Here is a 17,396-nt window from a genome sequence, read left to right on the forward strand (position 1 = left end):
CGGTGGCGATTGAACCGCCCCATGTCGGGCGCGTGCTGCGACAGTTGAAAAAATTGACTGAAGTTAGTGCGCACGAAATTTTCACTGTGGTTACAGAAATTTACTTCCCGGATTTGTGTGGGGAACCCTCAATTTGCAGGGATGCCTCACTTCGTGGTCGCCTCGTGTATCTCGCTCTTGTCGCGATGGTGTTGTCATTAGTCCTGGCGTTTACGGTGCTGCAATCAGGAATGACTTAAATTGTGGCGTCATTACCGCGCTAAAACCCTTATCCGTTTTGGTAATCAGATAAACCGCTAGCCCTTGCTGTTCCGCCAGCTTCAACGCTTTCTCCGTTCCCAACACCATTAGACCGGTATCCCAGCCATCCGCTTCCAGCGCAGTAGGCGCAATTACGGTGGCAGAAACTAACTGATGGGTAATCGGCCTGCCTGTCTCAGGATCGATAACATGAGAATAGCGTTTGTTGTTTTCCTCAAAATAATTTCGGTAACTGCCTGAAGTGCTAATCGCGTAACCCTGCAAATTCACCGCCGCCTGCGCCGCGTTTTCCCGATCGGTTGGTTTTTGAATCGCCACGCGCCACGGTGTTCCTTCTGCATTCACGCCACGGCTGGAAATGGCACCGCCGACGGAAACCAGATAATTGGTGATCCCTTTACGTGTCATCAACTGTGCGAGAACGTCTGCACCGTAGCCTTCGCCCAGCGTGGAGAGATCGACGTACAAATCAGGGAGATCTTTCTGAATCCACTCTCCTTTTTCGTCACCGATCAATTTCAGGTGGCGTAGTCCGACATTTTGCCGTGCTAAATCGATCTGCTGTTGGCTTGGAATACGTGTCGGCTGCTTCTGCGGGCCGAATCCCCAGAGATTAACCAACGGGCCGACGGTGATGTCCATCGCGCCGTGGGTAGCTTTACCGATACGTAGTGCCGCCAGAATAATATCTGCCATGCCATTGCTGATAGGCTGTGGCTCTGTTCCCCGGTACTGATTGAAACGAGATAGCACTGAATCGTCACGGTAGGTGGAAATGTCGTTATTGGCCTGCTCCAACAGGGCATCAATTTCCCGCTGCAACTGTATTTTATCTTCGGTGACGTCACCGCTAATTTTTACGCTGTAAAACGTCCCCATTGTTTTGCCTTCAATGGTCAACAAAGGGCGCTGTGCTGTAGGCGTCGGATTATCACAGGCTGTCAGAAGGCTGAATAAGCCACAGAGTAGTACTCTCTTCGCGGTGAGAGACGTCATGAAAACTCCTGAAAAAACTGGGCTAAGAGTAGGCAAACAGGAGAGTAGCAAAAAAGGCATGAGGCGTAATTGAATGGAAGAGCAATGAAAGGAAAAAAAAGGCCCATCTCAGGGGATGGGCAAAGACTACACACAGCAATTCGTTACTAACTCTGACGAGGAGGAAACCTCATTGACAAACAGTAGGTTAATACTAGCTCCGGTATTTATCCTATGGATTATGCCCTATCCAGTCATTAAGAATCATCCTAATAGTTAATTATCTTTTAAGGGTTGGCCTGTCAGAGTTTTTGTATTGTCAATAATATTGATGCGTTAGAGAAATGATACCAAAAAATTTAGGACTATTCCCTAAGAATAGACGGATAATCATTAGCTATTTTTACGTATTGAGACAAGGCGAAAGAAATGGTCACTGAGAGACGATGCTGAAAGAGGGAAATACGTGGGCGGCGCACCGCCCACGGAAGGAAAAGAGGGGGCTTACCGCTATGAATCTTTATTTGGTGTCTTGGTCGTATTCACGGAGAGGATGCTTTGTGGTTCGGGGATCTCACGCATCCAGGCAAACAGCAGACGATAGGAAACGGCGAGGACGACTGGGCCAATAAATAGACCAATCATGCCAAATGCCAACAACCCGCCAATCACGCCGGAAAGAATCAGCAGCATAGGAAGATCGGCCCCCATTCTGATTAATACCGGGCGAATCACGTTATCAATCGTTCCAACGACGCAACTCCAGACCAGCAGGATGGTGCCCCAGGTGCTATCGCCCGTCCAATACAGCCAGATAATGGCAGGAATAAGTACCAGAAGTGGCCCCAGCTGCGCCAGACAACACAGAAACATCAGAACAGTTAATAGTGTGGTGTAAGGAATCCCAGACAGCCCAAGGCCGATTCCGCCTAACACCGACTGCACGATGGCTGTTACCACCACGCCCAGCGCGACGGCACGAATTGACTGTGCGGCCAGAATCACGGCGGCATCGCCGCGCTCTTGTCCAAGTCTGATAGCGAAATGTCGCACTGCTTTTGCAACGGCTTCACCTTTGTAATACAGCAGAGCACTGAAGATCAGCATCAGCGAACAGTGCATCAGAAAGCGCCCGACATGTGCTGCCTGTGCCACCAGCCAGGTCGCCGTTTTACCAAAATAGGGCTGCACCTTGGCGAACAGGCCGCTGCCTCCGCTTTGCAATAGCGCCTGCCAACTGTTGAATAATTTATCCCCGACCAGGGGAATTGACGCCAGCCACTCCAGCGTCGGCGGCGAAAAGTTTTCCTGTCTGGCTCCCCAGCTCATTAGCGCCGAGCTGTTATCGACCACGCTACTGACGAGAATGCCAATCGGCACAATAAATAGCAGGATGAGCAGAAACGTCATGACGAGCACAGCCAGAGAACGTCGTCCCCACAATAGCGCTTGAAGTTTAATCAGCATTGGCCAGGTGGCAATGACCACCATACATGCCCAGGCGAATCCCAGAATAAAAGGCTGTACTACCCAAAAACAGGCAATAATCATGATGGTAATAAACACCAGACTGAACAGGATTCTGGCCAGGTCAAATCGTGGTGGTTGAGAATATTTGCTCAACGAATCGTTCCTCAATAGCAAAAGAAAAGGCTGAAGGTGAGGCAGTTTGGGTGAAGTGATCTCATTACCCGTCATCATGAGATATTTCCGGGTGTTTTGACAGCCTGTTGAACATTTTGTTGGTGAAACCGTGGTTAGCCAACACGCTGTATGTTTTTGCCGTTCTGGGAGCGCACACGATTGCGAAATGTGATAAAACGTGATGTCCCCGATGAAAGGGCGGCTATATACAAATGCTCGTCACTTAAGTGTGGTTTTAGGGGAAACACGGTGATGAGGTTCCCGTAGGGATGCCTCACACCGTGGTAGCCCCGGTATCTCGATCCTTAAGCGATCGATATTAGGCTATATAACACGCCTCACAGGCATATCACGACATATTGGCAAACACATCATGTACGGACAGGGTCAAAAAATAATGATCCCACAGATCACGCAATCTCCCGGGCTGGTTCAGCCGGTGCTTAATTTTCTGGAAGCATTAAAGAAAAACGGATTTACGGGCGATACGGCGACCAATTATGCCGATCGTCTGACGATGGCGACGGATAACAGTATCTATCAACTTTTGCCGGATGCGGTGGTCTTCCCTCGTTCCACCGCTGATGTGGCGATCCTGTCGCGGTTGGCGGGTGACGCTCGTTTTTCAGGGCTGACCTTTACTCCACGCGGTGGCGGAACCGGAACGAACGGGCAGGCGCTGAATCGCGGCATCGTGGTCGATATGTCGCGTTATATGAACCGCATTTTGGAGATCAATCCTGAACAGGGTTGGGTGCGCGTCGAAGCTGGCGTCATTAAAGATCAGCTCAACCAGTATCTTAAGCCCTATGGTTATTTCTTCGCGCCTGAACTGTCGACCAGTAACCGGGCGACGCTAGGCGGCATGATCAATACCGATGCATCAGGGCAGGGTTCGCTGGTGTATGGTAAAACCTCAGACCATGTGCTGGGGCTACGTGCGGTGCTGCTGGGCGGTGAAATGCTGGATACGCAAGCGATGCCAGTAGAGTTGGCGGAGCAGTTAGCAGAAGAAGATTCTCCTGTTGGCCGCATTTACCACACGGTGCTGCACCGCTGCCGCGAACAGCGCGCGTTGATTATCGACAAGTTCCCTAAGCTGAACCGCTTTTTGACCGGTTATGACCTGCGCCATGTGTTCAGCGACGATCTCCGCACCTTTGACCTGACGCGCATTTTGACCGGGGCTGAAGGTACGCTGGCTTTTATCACCGAAGCGAAGCTCGATATCACGCCGTTGCCGAAGAGCCGTCGTCTGGTGAACATCAAGTACGACTCCTTCAATTCCGCATTGCGCAATGCGCCGTTCATGGTGGAAGCAAAGGCGTTATCTGTCGAAACCGTGGATTCCAAAGTCCTCAATCTTGCCCGTGAAGATATTGTTTGGCATTCCGTCAGTGAACTGATTACCGATGTGCCAAATCAGGAAATGCTTGGTCTGAATATTGTTGAATTCGCCGGTGATGATGAAGCACTCATCAACGGGCAGGTTGAGTCGCTATGTCAGAGGCTGGACACGCTGCTGGCTACTGGCGAAGGTGGGGTGATTGGCTATCAAACCTGTAACGACCTTGCCGGAATCGAACGTATTTACGCCATGCGCAAAAAAGCCGTCGGGCTACTGGGCAATAGTAAAGGGCAGGCCAAACCTATCCCGTTTGCGGAAGATACCTGTGTGCCACCCCAGCATCTCGCCGATTATATCGAAGAGTTTCGTGCGTTGTTGGACAGCCACAATCTGACGTATGGCATGTTCGGCCATGTGGATGCTGGAGTACTGCACGTTCGTCCTGCGCTGGACATGTGCGATCCACAACAGGAAATGCTGATGAAACAGCTTTCCGACCAGATTGTCGCGCTGACGGCCAAATATGGCGGTCTACTTTGGGGTGAACACGGTAAAGGCTTCCGCGCCGAATACAGCCCTGAATTCTTTGGGCCGGAACTGTATGCCGAACTGCGCCGCATCAAGGCGGCGTTTGATCCTGATAACCGGCTAAATCCCGGGAAGATTTGTGCACCGCTGGATGTCGATGCACCGATGATGAAAGTCGATGCGGTCAAGCGTGGCACGTTCGACCGTACAATCCCGCTGACGGTACGCACCGCGTTCCGTGGCGCGATGGAATGTAACGGCAACGGGTTGTGCTTCAACTTTGATGCGCGCAGCCCAATGTGTCCGTCGATGAAAATCAGTGGAAACCGGATTCATTCTCCGAAAGGTCGTGCGACGCTGGTGCGTGAATGGTTGCGCCTGCTGGCGGAACAGGGCGTTGATCCAGTGGCATTGGAAAATGCCTTACCGCAGCAGAAGTTGAGCCTGCGCGCCTTTATCCAAAAAACGCGGAATAGCTGGCAGGCGAAGCAAGGCGATTACGATTTCTCGCATGAAGTCAAAGAGGCGATGTCAGGTTGTCTGGCGTGTAAAGCTTGTTCAACACAGTGCCCGATCAAGATAGATGTGCCCGGTTTCCGTTCTCGCTTCCTACAGCTTTATCACACGCGCTACCTGCGACCGGTTCGTGACTATCTGGTGGCAGGGGTCGAAAGCTATGCGCCGCTGATGGCTCGCAGCCCGAAGACGTTTAACTTCTTCCTGAAAATGCCGTTGCTGAATAACCTGAGCCGCAGCCAGATAGGTATGGTTGATTTGCCTTTGCTGTCATCGCCGTCGCTGCGTCAGCAGTTTGCCGGGCATAGCGGAGTCAACACCACGCTCGAACAATTGGAAGCACTGTCGGAACACGCGCGTCAGCAGTACGTACTCATCGTGCAGGATCCGTTTACCAGCTATTACGATGCGCAGGTAGTGGCGGATTTCGTTCACCTGATCGAAAAATTGAAGCTGAAACCGGTGCTATTGCCGTTCTCCCCGAACGGAAAGGCGCAGCACATTAAAGGTTTCTTGCAACGTTTTGCCAAAACGGCGTCGAAGACGGCAGATTTCCTGAATCGCGTTGCCAAATTGGGGATGCCGATGGTCGGTGTCGATCCGGCTCTGGTGCTGTGCTATCGCGATGAATACCGAGAAATTCTGGGTGAGAAACGTGGTGATTTCCAGGTGCAACTGGTGCATGAATGGCTGGTGACGGCATTGGCAGACAGTGCGCCTCAACCTGCTATCGGCGAGTCCTGGTATCTGCTCGGCCACTGTACCGAAACGACTGCGCTACCGATCAGTACTAAACAGTGGGCCGATATCTTCGCGCGCTTTGGCGCTAAACTGGAGAATATTAGCGTCGGGTGTTGCGGCATGGCGGGAACCTACGGGCATGAAACCAAAAATCTCGCCAACTCGCAGGGAATCTATGCGCTATCCTGGCAGCAGGTGTTGCAGAAATTACCGCAGAAACGCTGCCTGACCACAGGTTATTCGTGCCGTAGCCAGGTAAAACGCATGGAAGGCCGTGCATTACGCCATCCGCTACAGGCCCTACTGGAGATTCTCTGATGCTATGGAAACGACAGATTACGCTTGAGCAGCTTAATCAACAGAGCCAGGCATGTATGGTTGGTCATATAGGGATTCGTTATACCGGCCTTACGGAGGATTCTCTGGAAGCGGTGATGCCAGTCGATTCACGCACGCGCCAGCCGTTTGGTTTACTGCACGGCGGCGCTTCCGTCGTGCTGGCTGAATCGCTGGGTTCCGTCGCGGGCTATCTGTGTTCTGAAGGCGAGCAGCAGGTGGTAGGACTGGAGATCAATGCCAATCACCTGCGCGCCGTGCGTGAGGGTGAAGTGCGGGGAGTATGCCGTGCGCTTCACGTTGGTCGCAGTAGCCAGGTGTGGCAGATTGAGATTTTTGATAATCAGAATCGTCTGTGCTGCATTTCTCGTCTGACGACATCGGTGCTTACGCCGTAAACATAAAGCACTGAACCAGACTGCTGGCGGGTCTGGTTCGGTTATTCTTTAGAAATCGATCGTTCTTTAGGATAAATCGATAGTTCTTCAGGGGAGGAAAGGCACGCGCTTAACGAAGTCCGTCTGAAAGGCGGTCGCTTTATCCCATGAGCCTTGCATGCTTAACTGATGGCAAATCGACTTCAGCGTGTTACGGGCAAAGTAGTAGCTTTGCACTCGAAAGAGGTGGCAACGCCCTTCATTATTGATTTCTTTAATCAACCGATTGTGTAATTTGACCAGTGCGTGCAGATAACTGTCGTCGTCGCCATTTTTCAGACAGAGTTCAACCATGTCCATACAGGCGTTATGGAAGCGACGTAAATGATCAATATTGCTTCCCGGACGGTTCAGGCGGGCTTCCGCCATATAGAAATCAACAGTGGCATCGCGAATCTGAAATTTATATTCGTCAATCTGGTGGTGCAGCCAGGCATTCACGGAAAGCATGGTTATCGATCCTGAATATTAAATGATAATCATTATCATATTGATAAAAAAGGCCACGATCAATGGGCAAAACGTGCTTTAACGTCAAAAGTACGATCGGAAATCACATAAATCTTCATATACCTTCCCTGTTTTATAAATAGGTATCACCGATAAATGTTATAATAATGATAACGAGATGATATTTTTTATTTGACTGTAAGTGGCATGGTGGTAAAGGTAATTTCTTTATTATCAATCTCTTAATTGAAATCTTACCGCGTTGTTTGGCGTGTTCAAGACGTGTAAAATGAGGCTATTAGCTCGCTAAAAAACCAAATGTTACGAATAGCCCTGCGAAACAAGAGGTTGAAGCTAGTTTCATAATCACTAACATTAGGGGAAACCAGCCTAAAACTGGTACCACACGTAATGAGGTATTCCATATGCAAGCGGAAAATGTAGGGACATTTTCACTGGATGAAAATGTCTGGCAAGGACTGACGCTGACCGATAGCGCCGTGAAGCAGATTAAGAATCTGATGAAGCAGGATGAAGCCGTGCAAGGACTGCGGCTTGGCGTTAAACAATCAGGCTGTGCCGGGTTTGGCTATGTGCTGGATCTGGTGCAGGAATTTGAAACCGACGATCTGATATTCGAACGTGATGGCGCAAAACTGTATGTCCCACTGAAAGCGATGCCTTTCATTGACGGCACAGAACTTGATTTCGTCCGTGAAGGGCTGAATCAGATATTCAAGTTTAATAATCCCAGAGCGCAGCATGCTTGTGGATGTGGCGAAAGCTTTGGCATTTAAGTGATGAAAAATTATGGCACGTAGCACGGTAGATGTACCTGATGATGTCCAGATCTGGATGGGTGATGGACGCTATAAAGAAGGTTTCTTCACGCAGTTGGAAACCGATGAACTGGCGCACGGCATCAATGAAGACGTCGTACGCGCGATCTCGGCGAAGCGTAATGAACCTGAGTGGATGCTGGAATTCCGTCTGAACGCCTATAAAGCGTGGCTGGAGATGGAAGAACCGCATTGGCTGAAAGCCCATTACGAGAAACTCGACTATCAGGACTATAGCTATTATTCCGCGCCTTCCTGCGGTAACTGCGACGACAGCTGTGGCTCTGAGCCCGGCGCCAAGCAGCAATCCGGGATTACTGACGTGAATAATTACCTGACCAGCGAAGTGGAGAATGCTTTTAATCAATTGGGCGTTCCCGTTCGTGAAGGTCAGAAAGTCGCGGTCGATGCTATTTTCGACTCGGTATCCGTTGCGACCACGTATCGGCATGAGCTGGCTGAAAAAGGCATTATCTTCTGTTCATTCAGCGAAGCGATTCAGGAACACCCCGACTTGGTGCGTCAGTATCTCGGCACCGTTGTACCGGCGAATGACAACTTCTTTGCGGCGCTGAACTCAGCAGTCGCGTCTGACGGCACGTTTGTTTATATCCCGAAAGGCGTGCGCTGCCCGATGGAACTGTCGACGTATTTCCGTATCAATGCGGCAAAAACCGGTCAGTTCGAGCGTACGATTCTGATCGCTGATGACGACAGCTACGTCAGCTATATCGAGGGCTGTTCTGCTCCTGTTCGTGACACCTATCAGCTGCACGCCGCGGTGGTGGAAGTCATCATCAACAAGAATGCCGAAGTGAAATACTCTACGGTGCAGAACTGGTTCTCCGGTAAAGATGACGCCGAAGGCGGAATTCTGAACTTCGTGACCAAGCGCGCGCTGTGTGCGGGTGAGCATTCGAAAATGTCATGGACGCAGTCAGAAACCGGTTCGGCGATCACCTGGAAATACCCGAGCGTCATTCTGCGCGGTGACTATTCCGTGGGTGAATTCTTCTCTGTTGCCTTGACCAACGGTCGTCAGCAGGCAGATACCGGCACCAAGATGATTCACATCGGTAAAAACACCCGTTCGACCATCATCTCTAAAGGGATTTCTGCCGGGCGCAGCGAGAACACCTATCGCGGTCTGGTGAAGATCATGCCAAGCGCGGCCAACGCTCGTAACTTCACCCAGTGTGATTCCATGCTGATCGGCAGCGAGTGCGGTGCGCACACTTTCCCATACGTGGAAGTGCGCAACAATACTGCGCAGTTGGAGCATGAAGCAACGACCTCGAAAATTGGTGAAGACCAACTGTTCTACTGTCTGCAACGCGGTATCAGCGAAGATGACGCTATCTCGATGATTGTGAACGGATTCTGTAAGGATGTCTTCTCTGAATTGCCGCTGGAATTCGCGGTAGAAGCACAAAAGTTACTGGCGATTAGCCTGGAACACAGCGTGGGTTAATTCGGCGGTTACCGGGATTTTCACTGACGAATAATGAGAATCATCGGTCCCGGAATTCATTAAGCGCTCACTACATTGAGCGTTGGAAGGAATAAGCATGTTAAGCATCGAAAATTTAAAAGTCAGCGTAGAAGGCAAAGAGATCATCAAAGGGCTTAATCTCACCATTAAGCCAGGTGAAGTTCACGCGATTATGGGCCCGAATGGCTCAGGAAAAAGTACGCTCTCCGCGACGCTGGCTGGACGTGAAGAATATGAAGTGACCGACGGTTCGGTGAGCTTCAAAGGGAAGGATTTGTTAGAACTGTCCCCAGAAGATCGGGCGGGTGAAGGCGTCTTTATGGCGTTTCAGTATCCGGTCGAGATCCCGGGCGTGAGCAACCAGTTCTTCCTGCAAACCTCCGTTAACGCGGTGCGTAAATACCGCGAGCAGGAACCGCTGGATCGCTTTGACTTCGCCGACTTTATCGAAGAAAAGATTAAACTGCTGAATATGCCAGAAGACTTGTTGACTCGCTCGGTCAACGTAGGTTTCTCCGGCGGTGAGAAAAAGCGTAACGATATTCTGCAAATGGCGGCGCTGGAACCGGATCTGTGCATTTTGGATGAGACTGACTCTGGGTTGGATATTGACGCACTGAAAATCGTTTCTAACGGCGTTAACTCTCTACGCGACGGCAAACGCTCGTTCATCATTGTCACGCACTACCAGCGTATTCTCGATTACATCAAACCGGATCACGTACACGTTCTGTATCAAGGGCGCATTGTGAAATCCGGTGATTTCTCGCTGGTGAAACAGTTGGAGGAGCAAGGCTATGGCTGGCTTACCGACGGACAATAATGTGACGACTAAAACCGGTATCGCACAGAAACAAGAACAGGCGCTGCAACAATGGCATGGCCTGTTTGAACGCGATGCGTCGCGTCGTTCTGAAGATGCAAACCAACATTGGCAGGATGTGGTGCGTCTTGGCTTACCGCACCGTAAGCATGAGCACTGGAAATACACGCCGCTGGATGGCTTGCTGAGCAACGAATTTGTCGCACCTCAGGCACCGTCTATCGATCGTGCTACGGTAGACGCATTGGCACTGGCGGTAGATAGCTGGCGTCTGGTATTTGTGGATGGCGTATTCAATGCTGAACTCAGCGACAGTGCCTGGGGACCGTATCAGGTTGACGTACAGGTGTCGCGTGCGCATGGCGTGCTGCCTGCGGCGATCCAGTCCGAAGTGTTCCTGCATCTGACCGAAAGTCTGGCTAGTTCGAGTACGTTGATTCGTCTGTCTGCGGGGCAGCAAGCGGAAAAACCGCTTTACCTGTTACACGTCAGCAGCAGCCAAGCTGCGGCGTTGAACACGGTTCACCATCGTCATCATCTGAACGTTGAGCGTGGCGCGAGTGCAGAGATTATCGAGCACTACATCAGTCTGGACGAGCATGCTCACTTTACCGGCGCACGCCTGACGGTGAATGCGGCGGAAAATAGTCAGGTTAGCCACTATAAGCTGGCGTTTGAAGCGGCGGCGAGCTACCACTTCGCGCACAACGATCTGGTTCTGGCTCGTGATGCTCGGGTTCGTAGCCACAGCTTCCTGCTGGGAGCAGGGCTGACGCGTCACCACACCAGTGCCCAGTTAAACGGTGAAGGGACGAATCTGTCCATGAACAGCCTGATTCTGCCTGTTGGCAGCGAAGTGTGTGATACGCGAACGTATCTGGAACACAATCAGGGCTACGGCGAAAGCCGTCAGCTGCATAAAGTCATCGTCAACGATCGCGCCCGTGCGGTGTTTAACGGCATGATCAAGGTTGCGCCGCATGCGCTGAAAACTGATGGACAGATGACCAACAACAACCTGCTGCTGGGCCGACTGGCTGAGGTAGACACCAAGCCGCAGTTGGAAATCTATGCGGATGACGTGAAATGCAGCCACGGTGCCACTATCGGCCGTATGGACGAAGAACAGCTGTTCTATCTGCGTTCCCGCGGTATTACACAGCAGGATGCGCAACAGATGATCATATTCGCTTTCGCGGCGGAAGTCACTGAAGCAATTGAAAACGAGTCTCTGCGAGATGTGGTTCTGGAACGTATCGCGCAGCGTTTACCAAACGCGCTGGCGAATGCCGGCAAGGCGGTATGATGAGTTATCCTATTGAGCGGGTTCGTGCCGATTTCCCAGTGCTGGCAAACGAGGTTAACGGCCAGCCGTTAGCCTATCTTGATAGCGCTGCGAGTGCGCAAAAGCCACAATCGGTTATTGAGCGTGAAGCCGAATTCTATCGCCATGAATACGCTGCTGTGCATCGCGGCATTCATACGCTGAGCGCGCAGGCGACCAGCGCGATGGAAGCCGTGCGCGAGCAGGTGGCATCCTTTATCAATGCTGCCTCAGTGGAAGAGATCGTCTTTGTACGCGGTACGACGGAGGCCATCAATCTGGTGGCTAACAGCTATGGCCGCACCTTCATCCAGCCGGGCGATAACCTGATCATTACCGAGATGGAGCACCACGCGAATATTGTTCCCTGGCAGATGCTGGCGGAAGCGCGTGGCGTTGAAGTCCGCGTGTTGCCGCTGGCTGAAGATGGTTCGCTGGATGTGGCGCAGCTTCCTGCTCTGTTGGATGAGCGCACGCGTTTGCTGGCGGTGACGCAGATATCTAACGTGCTGGGTACGCTGAACCCGGTGAAAGCGATGATTGCGCAGGCAAAAGCCGCTGGTGCGGTCGTATTAGTCGATGGGGCGCAGTCGATTATGCATCAGCCTGTCGACGTGCAGGATCTGGATTGCGATTTCTTTGTCTTTTCAGGACATAAGATCTACGGCCCTTCAGGCATTGGTGTGCTATACGGCAAACGTGACCTGCTTCAGGCTATGCCACCGTGGGAAGGCGGGGGGGCAATGATTCGTCAGGTTAGCCTGCGTACAGGTACGACCTATGCCGATTCACCGTGGCGCTTTGAAGCAGGATCGCCTAACACTGGCGGTATCATGGGTTTAGGCGCTGCTCTAGATTATGTGACGGCTCTGGGGCGTGAAGAGATTCAGCGCTATGAATCTTCACTAATGCACTACGCGCTGGAAGCGCTAACGCAGGTGCCCGATCTGACCTTGTACGGTCCTGCTGAGCGTCACGGCGTCATTGCGTTTAACCTTGGGCAGCACCATGCCTATGATGTTGGAAGTTTCCTCGATCGGTACGGAATTGCGATTCGCACCGGCCACCATTGCGCGATGCCACTAATGGAACACTATGGTGTTCCCAGTATGTGCCGCGCCTCGTTGGCCGTTTATACTACGCGCGAAGAAATTGACCGGCTGGTTGCCGGATTGCAACGTATCCATCGATTGCTGGGCAGTTAAGCGCCGCGCGCGAGCCTGTTCGGGGAGGAAACCATGGCAAGTCTGCCAGAACCGCAGAAACTGGCGCGCAATTTTGCGCGCTGTAATGACTGGGAAGAAAAATATCTGTATGTCATCGAGTTAGGGGAGCGTCTTGACCCACTGCCCGATGAGTGGCGTAATCCCGATAACCTGATTTCGGGGTGCCAGAGTCAGGTATGGATTGTGACACAGCCTGACGAGCAGGGCATTATTACTCTGCATGGTGACAGTGATGCTGCCATTGTGAAAGGCCTGATCGCGGTAGTTTTCAGCCTGTATCAGGGGCTGACAGCGCAGGAGATTGTTGAGCTGGATGTACGGCCGTTCTTTGAATCGCTGGCGTTGAATCAACACTTAACGCCATCCCGCTCTCAGGGGCTTGAGGCGATGCTGCGTGCCATTCGCGCGCATGCCGCTGCACTGCTTTAATTTTCTTCCCTGCTTTTATTGAGTAAATAAAAAAGCGCTGTGACGGAAAACGTCCAGCGCTTTTTTTAATTTACTGATTTTTAGCAGCGATACGTTATTGTTTTTCGGTTCATGTATTAACTCGCTGATATTTCAGAATTCGTCCCGTATATTTATTTCCCGTTAAATTTTATCCTGACAGTGCTTTGTAAAGAATTGAATATCAATGCTTTGATTTTTAAATAAAATATTCTTTTGTTACAACAATGCTAATATATACCCACGTTCGGTGGAGAGGCGCAGCAACTGCCGCACTGACACCAGATCAAGAGGTATAGCCGGATACTGCATTCTGGGCACACAACCAGATGTTATTGATTGTAGGGAATCTAATATGAAACGCGCGTTAACTTTACTTGGTATGGCCTTCGCGACATATCTGGCCAGCACCGCCGCCAGAGCGACGGAATACCCGCTACCGCCACCAAATAGCCGACTTATCGGTGAGAACATCGCTTATACGGTCCCCAATGACGGTCGTCCACTGGAAGCTATTGCGGCGGATTTCAAGATTGGTTTACTGGGCATGTTGGAAGCAAACCCTGGTGCAGATCCTTACCTGCCGACACCGGGTTCTACTCTCACGATCCCGACACAAATGCTGCTGCCGGATACCCCGCGTGAAGGGATTGTGGTCAATCTGGCGGAATTACGTCTCTACTACTACCCGAAAGGGAAAAATACCGTCATCGTTTATCCGATTGGCATTGGTCAACTGGGGCGCAACACGCCACTCATGACGACCAGTGTGAGCGAGAAGCGTGAGAATCCAACCTGGACGCCAACTGCGAACATCCGTAAGCATTATCTCGAAGAGCAGGGCATTAAGCTCCCTGCTGTCGTTCCGGCTGGCCCGGATAACCCGATGGGATTACATGCATTGCGCCTGTCAGCACATGGCGGCGTTTATCTGCTGCATGGTACAAACGCGGACTTCGGCATCGGCATGCGTGTGAGCTCCGGCTGTATCCGTCTGCGCCCGGATGACATCAAGGCGCTGTTCGACACTGTGCCAGTAGGTACGCGAGTGCAGATTCTTAATGATGCGATTAAAACCTCCGTTGAACCGGACGGTAAGCGCTACGTTGAGGTGCATCAGCCTTTGTCGAAGACCGATAAGGATGACCCGCAGACCATGACGATTCCGTTGACGGCGAAGACGCAGAAATTTGTTAAGGACGCGGAGACGGACAGTAAAGCCGTTGCTGCTGCGATTGTGCGCCGTTCCGGTATGCCAATTGTGGTTAGCGTAGGACAGGACATCAATACCTACCAACCACCCGTTGAGTCCTCTCCAGAAGCGCCTGAGCCTCATCAGGCTGCGCCAATTAGTGCTATCAACACTACCTCGCGTTAATCATGAAATAATCTGGCCAGGTGCGTCTTAGGCGCATCTGTGCTGGTTCAGCGATCGAGTGGAAGGATAGTGACAGCAGACAACGTAGCAAAGGGATGAAAGCGAAGGTCGATGGAGCAGAACTGCTGATAGAACAAGACGAGTGATAACACGGTTGATACAACGAGTTATTGATAAAAAAGCAAAAAAAATGGCGCACACTGTGCGCCATTTTCACTACTTAACCAGTTCGATTACTTTTTGTAAGTACGAACTTGGTTGTCCAGACGCTGGTTAGCACGAGCTGCGTCATCTTTAGCAGCTTGTACGTCAGAGCGGATTGCGTTCACGTCGTTGCTCAGTTGGTCAACTTTAGCGTTCAGAGTCTGAACGTCAGAAGACAGCTGATCAATTTTAGCATTGCTTGAACAACCAGCAAGCAGAGTAGAACCCAGGATTACCGCGCCCAGTACCAGTTTAGTACGATTCATTATTAATACCCTCTAGATTGAGTTAATCTCCATGTAGCGTTACAAGTATTACACAAACTTTTTTCTAATGAGAATAAATTTTTGATGAGAACATGCTTAATTTTGATCGTTCGCTCAAAGAAACAGCGAGTTTTACATAATCATTAAAAAAGTAAGGAAAACAGCGCTATTTTTATCGGATAACTCTGAGGTTTTAGGCTATTAAAATGGCGTGTTAAGTAAACGCATTAATTAGGTTATCGCGCTGTAGAAAGTCGTTTCAGAATATAAAAAAAGCGCCATTAAGGCGCTTTTTACCGATCTGAACTTAGGATCAGAGGCGGTGTACGGAAGCGGTATTGGTTGTGCCGCTGGAAACCAGAGCACCAGATACCATCACCACAACATCACCTGCTTGCGCATGACCGGTCTTCAGCGCCGCTTCTTTACCAATGCGGTAGAAATCATCGGTAGAGGCGATCTCTTTCACCAGCTGCGTATCAATGCCTTTGCTCAGCAGAAGCTGACGTGCGGTGACGTCGTTCGTCGTCAGCGCCAGAATGCGGGCATTCGGGAAGTATTTACGGATAGATTTAGCTGACTTGCCGCCGCTGGTTGCAACGACAATCAGCGGTGCATCCAGTTTTTCTGCGGTTTCTACCGCACCACGGCAGACGGCTTCAGTGATACGCAGTATTCCTGGCGTCTTGATGGTATCCAGACGGCTTTTCATCACGGAATCGGTGCGCTGACAGATCGTCGCCATAATGGTAACGGATTCCAGCGGATATTTACCTTTCGCACTTTCGCCAGACAGCATAACAGCATCGGTACCGTCGATGATGGCGTTAGCTACGTCACCCGCTTCGGCGCGGGTAGGGCGTGGGTTCTTGATCATGGAATCCAGCATTTGCGTCGCGGTGATAACCACTTTGCGTGCCAGGTTACATTTTTCGATCATCATTTTCTGTGCGAAGATCACTTCTTCAACTGGGATCTCAACGCCCAGGTCGCCACGAGCAACCATGATACCGTCGGACGCTTCCAGAATTTCGTCGAAATTGTTCAGACCTTCCTGGTTTTCGATTTTGGAAATGATCTGAATGTGCTCGCCACCGTGTGCTTTCAGGTGAGCGCGAATTTCTTCAACATCGGAACGTTTACGAATGAAGGATGCTGCAACGAAATCGACGCCTTGTTCGCAACCGAAAACCAGGTCGCGTTTGTCTTTTTCAGCCAGAGCAGGCAGTTGGATGGAAACGCCTGGCAGGTTAACGCCTTTATTCTCACCCAGATCGCCATTGTTCAACACTTTACAAACAACGTCGTTACCGTTGATCGCGGTAACCTGCATACCGATCAAACCGTCATCAACCAGCACGGTGTTACCCACGCTGAGGTCTTCGGTGAACCCTGCGTAAGTGACTGCGACGCGATCTTTGTTACCCACGATGCTCTGATCGGTGGTGAACGTGAACGTTTGACCTGCAGTCAGCGTTACGTCAGCGCCGTTTTCCAGCTTCATGGTGCGGATTTCTGGGCCTTTGGTGTCAAGCAGAATAGCCGCTTGCTGGCCCGTTTTTTCCATGACGGCACGCAGGTTCTTGATGCGTTGACCATGTTCTGCGTAATCCCCGTGAGAGAAGTTCAGGCGCATAACATTCATGCCAGCAGACAGCAGGTTGCCAAGCATTTCTTCTGACTCTGTTTTCGGCCCGATGGTACAAACAATTTTTGTCTTTTTCATACGATAGTTTCTACAAGTTGTGATGGATAAAAAAACGAGTGAACCAGTGGCGATGTGGGACAAGCCGCTGGAAAGAATATGTGAGGAAACAGCGTAAAAGAGGTAAGTATAGATGGTCGTAGCGAATGGGTAATGAAGTGCGCAACCGCTCGCCGCATGAGATTAGCGGAGGTTCGCGTTGGCGATGCCGTTGATAATAATATTATTGATAGTGGCACGTTGTTTAGCTGAAACCATTCAATTGAAACGACGTTCCGTATTATAGTTATTAAGCGAAGAGAAACAAGGTGGCAAAAGGTATGAAGTTGAATATTTTGTCGCGTTTACGCAAAAAACTGAGCGATTTGGGGTTTTTACCTAACTTTGTTGCGCAACTGCCTAGAAAACCCTCCGTATAAATATGGTATTGCTGCGTGTGATGGCAAGTTGTTGATT

Annotated in this window: 14 protein-coding genes and 1 other RNA gene; 9 read left to right on the forward strand and 6 right to left on the reverse strand. The window is 50.8% G+C overall.

What is annotated here, in order from left to right; all coding sequences use genetic code 11:
* Window positions 1-210: 210 nt before the first annotated feature.
* From apbE to ydiK, 3 genes are all read right to left on the reverse strand, one after another.
* Entirely contained in the window at window positions 211-1,257 is a 1,047-nt protein-coding gene (gene apbE, locus CLR69_RS02960; protein WP_129711700.1) for an FAD:protein FMN transferase ApbE, read from the reverse strand.
* A gap of 91 nt (window positions 1,258-1,348) precedes the next feature.
* An RNA gene (gene rprA, locus CLR69_RS02965) (antisense sRNA RprA) lies at window positions 1,349-1,460 on the reverse strand.
* 286 nt (window positions 1,461-1,746) lie between these two features.
* Window positions 1,747-2,859 carry an AI-2E family transporter YdiK gene (gene ydiK, locus CLR69_RS02970; protein ID WP_129711699.1) on the reverse strand — a complete coding sequence of 371 codons (1,113 nt, stop codon included), beginning with the start codon at window positions 2,857-2,859 and terminating at the stop codon, window positions 1,747-1,749.
* A gap of 418 nt (window positions 2,860-3,277) precedes the next feature.
* On the opposite strand from ydiK, the gene ydiJ reads away from it, so the two are divergent.
* Window positions 3,278-6,331, forward strand: coding sequence for a D-2-hydroxyglutarate dehydrogenase YdiJ (gene ydiJ / locus CLR69_RS02975; protein WP_129711698.1), 3,054 nt, complete (start codon window positions 3,278-3,280; stop codon window positions 6,329-6,331).
* Window positions 6,331-6,747 carry a hotdog fold thioesterase gene (locus CLR69_RS02980; protein WP_129711697.1) on the forward strand — a complete coding sequence of 139 codons (417 nt, stop codon included), beginning with the start codon at window positions 6,331-6,333 and terminating at the stop codon, window positions 6,745-6,747. The genes ydiJ and CLR69_RS02980 overlap by 1 nt, the downstream gene beginning before the upstream one ends.
* 87 nt (window positions 6,748-6,834) lie before the next feature.
* On the opposite strand, the gene CLR69_RS02985 is transcribed toward CLR69_RS02980, so the two are convergent.
* Window positions 6,835-7,236, reverse strand: a complete 402-nt coding sequence (locus tag CLR69_RS02985) for a hypothetical protein (protein ID WP_129706062.1) — start codon at window positions 7,234-7,236, stop codon at window positions 6,835-6,837.
* Window positions 7,237-7,661: 425 nt separating this feature from the next.
* Between CLR69_RS02985 and sufA the strand changes: the two genes are divergently transcribed.
* The 7 genes from sufA (at window position 7,662) to CLR69_RS03020 (ending at window position 14,765) form a co-directional block, all read left to right on the forward strand.
* Window positions 7,662-8,033, forward strand: coding sequence for a Fe-S cluster assembly scaffold SufA (sufA, locus tag CLR69_RS02990; protein ID WP_129706064.1), 372 nt, complete (start codon window positions 7,662-7,664; stop codon window positions 8,031-8,033).
* Window positions 8,034-8,046: 13 nt separating this feature from the next.
* Window positions 8,047-9,546 carry a Fe-S cluster assembly protein SufB gene (gene sufB, locus CLR69_RS02995; RefSeq protein WP_129706066.1) on the forward strand — a complete coding sequence of 500 codons (1,500 nt, stop codon included), beginning with the start codon at window positions 8,047-8,049 and terminating at the stop codon, window positions 9,544-9,546.
* A 97-nt stretch (window positions 9,547-9,643) separates the two neighbouring features.
* On the forward strand, window positions 9,644-10,390 hold the full coding sequence (gene sufC / locus CLR69_RS03000) for a Fe-S cluster assembly ATPase SufC (RefSeq protein WP_014700368.1): 747 nt from the start codon (window positions 9,644-9,646) through the stop codon (window positions 10,388-10,390).
* Window positions 10,365-11,696, forward strand: a complete 1,332-nt coding sequence (gene sufD / locus CLR69_RS03005; RefSeq protein ID WP_129711696.1) for a Fe-S cluster assembly protein SufD — start codon at window positions 10,365-10,367, stop codon at window positions 11,694-11,696. Before sufC ends, sufD begins: the two co-directional genes overlap by 26 nt.
* Window positions 11,696-12,919, forward strand: coding sequence for a cysteine desulfurase SufS (gene sufS / locus CLR69_RS03010; RefSeq protein ID WP_129711695.1), 1,224 nt, complete (start codon window positions 11,696-11,698; stop codon window positions 12,917-12,919). The genes sufD and sufS overlap by 1 nt, the downstream gene beginning before the upstream one ends.
* 33 nt (window positions 12,920-12,952) lie before the next feature.
* Window positions 12,953-13,369, forward strand: a complete 417-nt coding sequence (gene sufE, locus CLR69_RS03015) for a cysteine desulfuration protein SufE (protein ID WP_103860441.1) — start codon at window positions 12,953-12,955, stop codon at window positions 13,367-13,369.
* A gap of 373 nt (window positions 13,370-13,742) precedes the next feature.
* Complete coding sequence (locus tag CLR69_RS03020) at window positions 13,743-14,765, forward strand: L,D-transpeptidase family protein (protein WP_129711694.1); 1,023 nt, start codon at window positions 13,743-13,745, stop codon at window positions 14,763-14,765.
* Window positions 14,766-14,998: 233 nt separating this feature from the next.
* On the opposite strand, the gene CLR69_RS03025 is transcribed toward CLR69_RS03020, so the two are convergent.
* Entirely contained in the window at window positions 14,999-15,235 is a 237-nt protein-coding gene (locus CLR69_RS03025) for a major outer membrane lipoprotein (protein ID WP_005970385.1), read from the reverse strand.
* Window positions 15,236-15,548: 313 nt separating this feature from the next.
* Window positions 15,549-16,961 carry a pyruvate kinase PykF gene (gene pykF / locus CLR69_RS03030; RefSeq protein ID WP_129711693.1) on the reverse strand — a complete coding sequence of 471 codons (1,413 nt, stop codon included), beginning with the start codon at window positions 16,959-16,961 and terminating at the stop codon, window positions 15,549-15,551.
* Window positions 16,962-17,396: the final 435 nt, after the last annotated feature.

The organism is Pectobacterium zantedeschiae (assembly GCF_004137795.1).
Classification (GTDB): Bacteria; Pseudomonadota; Gammaproteobacteria; order Enterobacterales; family Enterobacteriaceae; genus Pectobacterium; species Pectobacterium zantedeschiae.

Bases quoted from the DNA above. Each gene is read 5' to 3' on its own strand.
- sufE (WP_103860441.1), top strand. From the start codon at position 12,953: ATGGCAAGTCTGCCAGAACCGCAGAAACTGGCGCGCAATTTTGCGCGC.
- sufS (WP_129711695.1), top strand. From the start codon at position 11,696: ATGAGTTATCCTATTGAGCGGGTTCGTGCCGATTTCCCAGTGCTGGCA.
- CLR69_RS02985 (WP_129706062.1), bottom strand. From the start codon at position 7,236: ATGCTTTCCGTGAATGCCTGGCTGCACCACCAGATTGACGAATATAAA.
- ydiJ (WP_129711698.1), top strand. From the start codon at position 3,278: ATGATCCCACAGATCACGCAATCTCCCGGGCTGGTTCAGCCGGTGCTT.
- sufB (WP_129706066.1), top strand. From the start codon at position 8,047: ATGGCACGTAGCACGGTAGATGTACCTGATGATGTCCAGATCTGGATG.
- pykF (WP_129711693.1), bottom strand. From the start codon at position 16,961: ATGAAAAAGACAAAAATTGTTTGTACCATCGGGCCGAAAACAGAGTCA.
- sufA (WP_129706064.1), top strand. From the start codon at position 7,662: ATGCAAGCGGAAAATGTAGGGACATTTTCACTGGATGAAAATGTCTGG.
- CLR69_RS03025 (WP_005970385.1), bottom strand. From the start codon at position 15,235: ATGAATCGTACTAAACTGGTACTGGGCGCGGTAATCCTGGGTTCTACT.
- sufD (WP_129711696.1), top strand. From the start codon at position 10,365: ATGGCTGGCTTACCGACGGACAATAATGTGACGACTAAAACCGGTATC.
- CLR69_RS02980 (WP_129711697.1), top strand. From the start codon at position 6,331: ATGCTATGGAAACGACAGATTACGCTTGAGCAGCTTAATCAACAGAGC.
- apbE (WP_129711700.1), bottom strand. From the start codon at position 1,257: ATGACGTCTCTCACCGCGAAGAGAGTACTACTCTGTGGCTTATTCAGC.
- sufC (WP_014700368.1), top strand. From the start codon at position 9,644: ATGTTAAGCATCGAAAATTTAAAAGTCAGCGTAGAAGGCAAAGAGATC.
- CLR69_RS03020 (WP_129711694.1), top strand. From the start codon at position 13,743: ATGAAACGCGCGTTAACTTTACTTGGTATGGCCTTCGCGACATATCTG.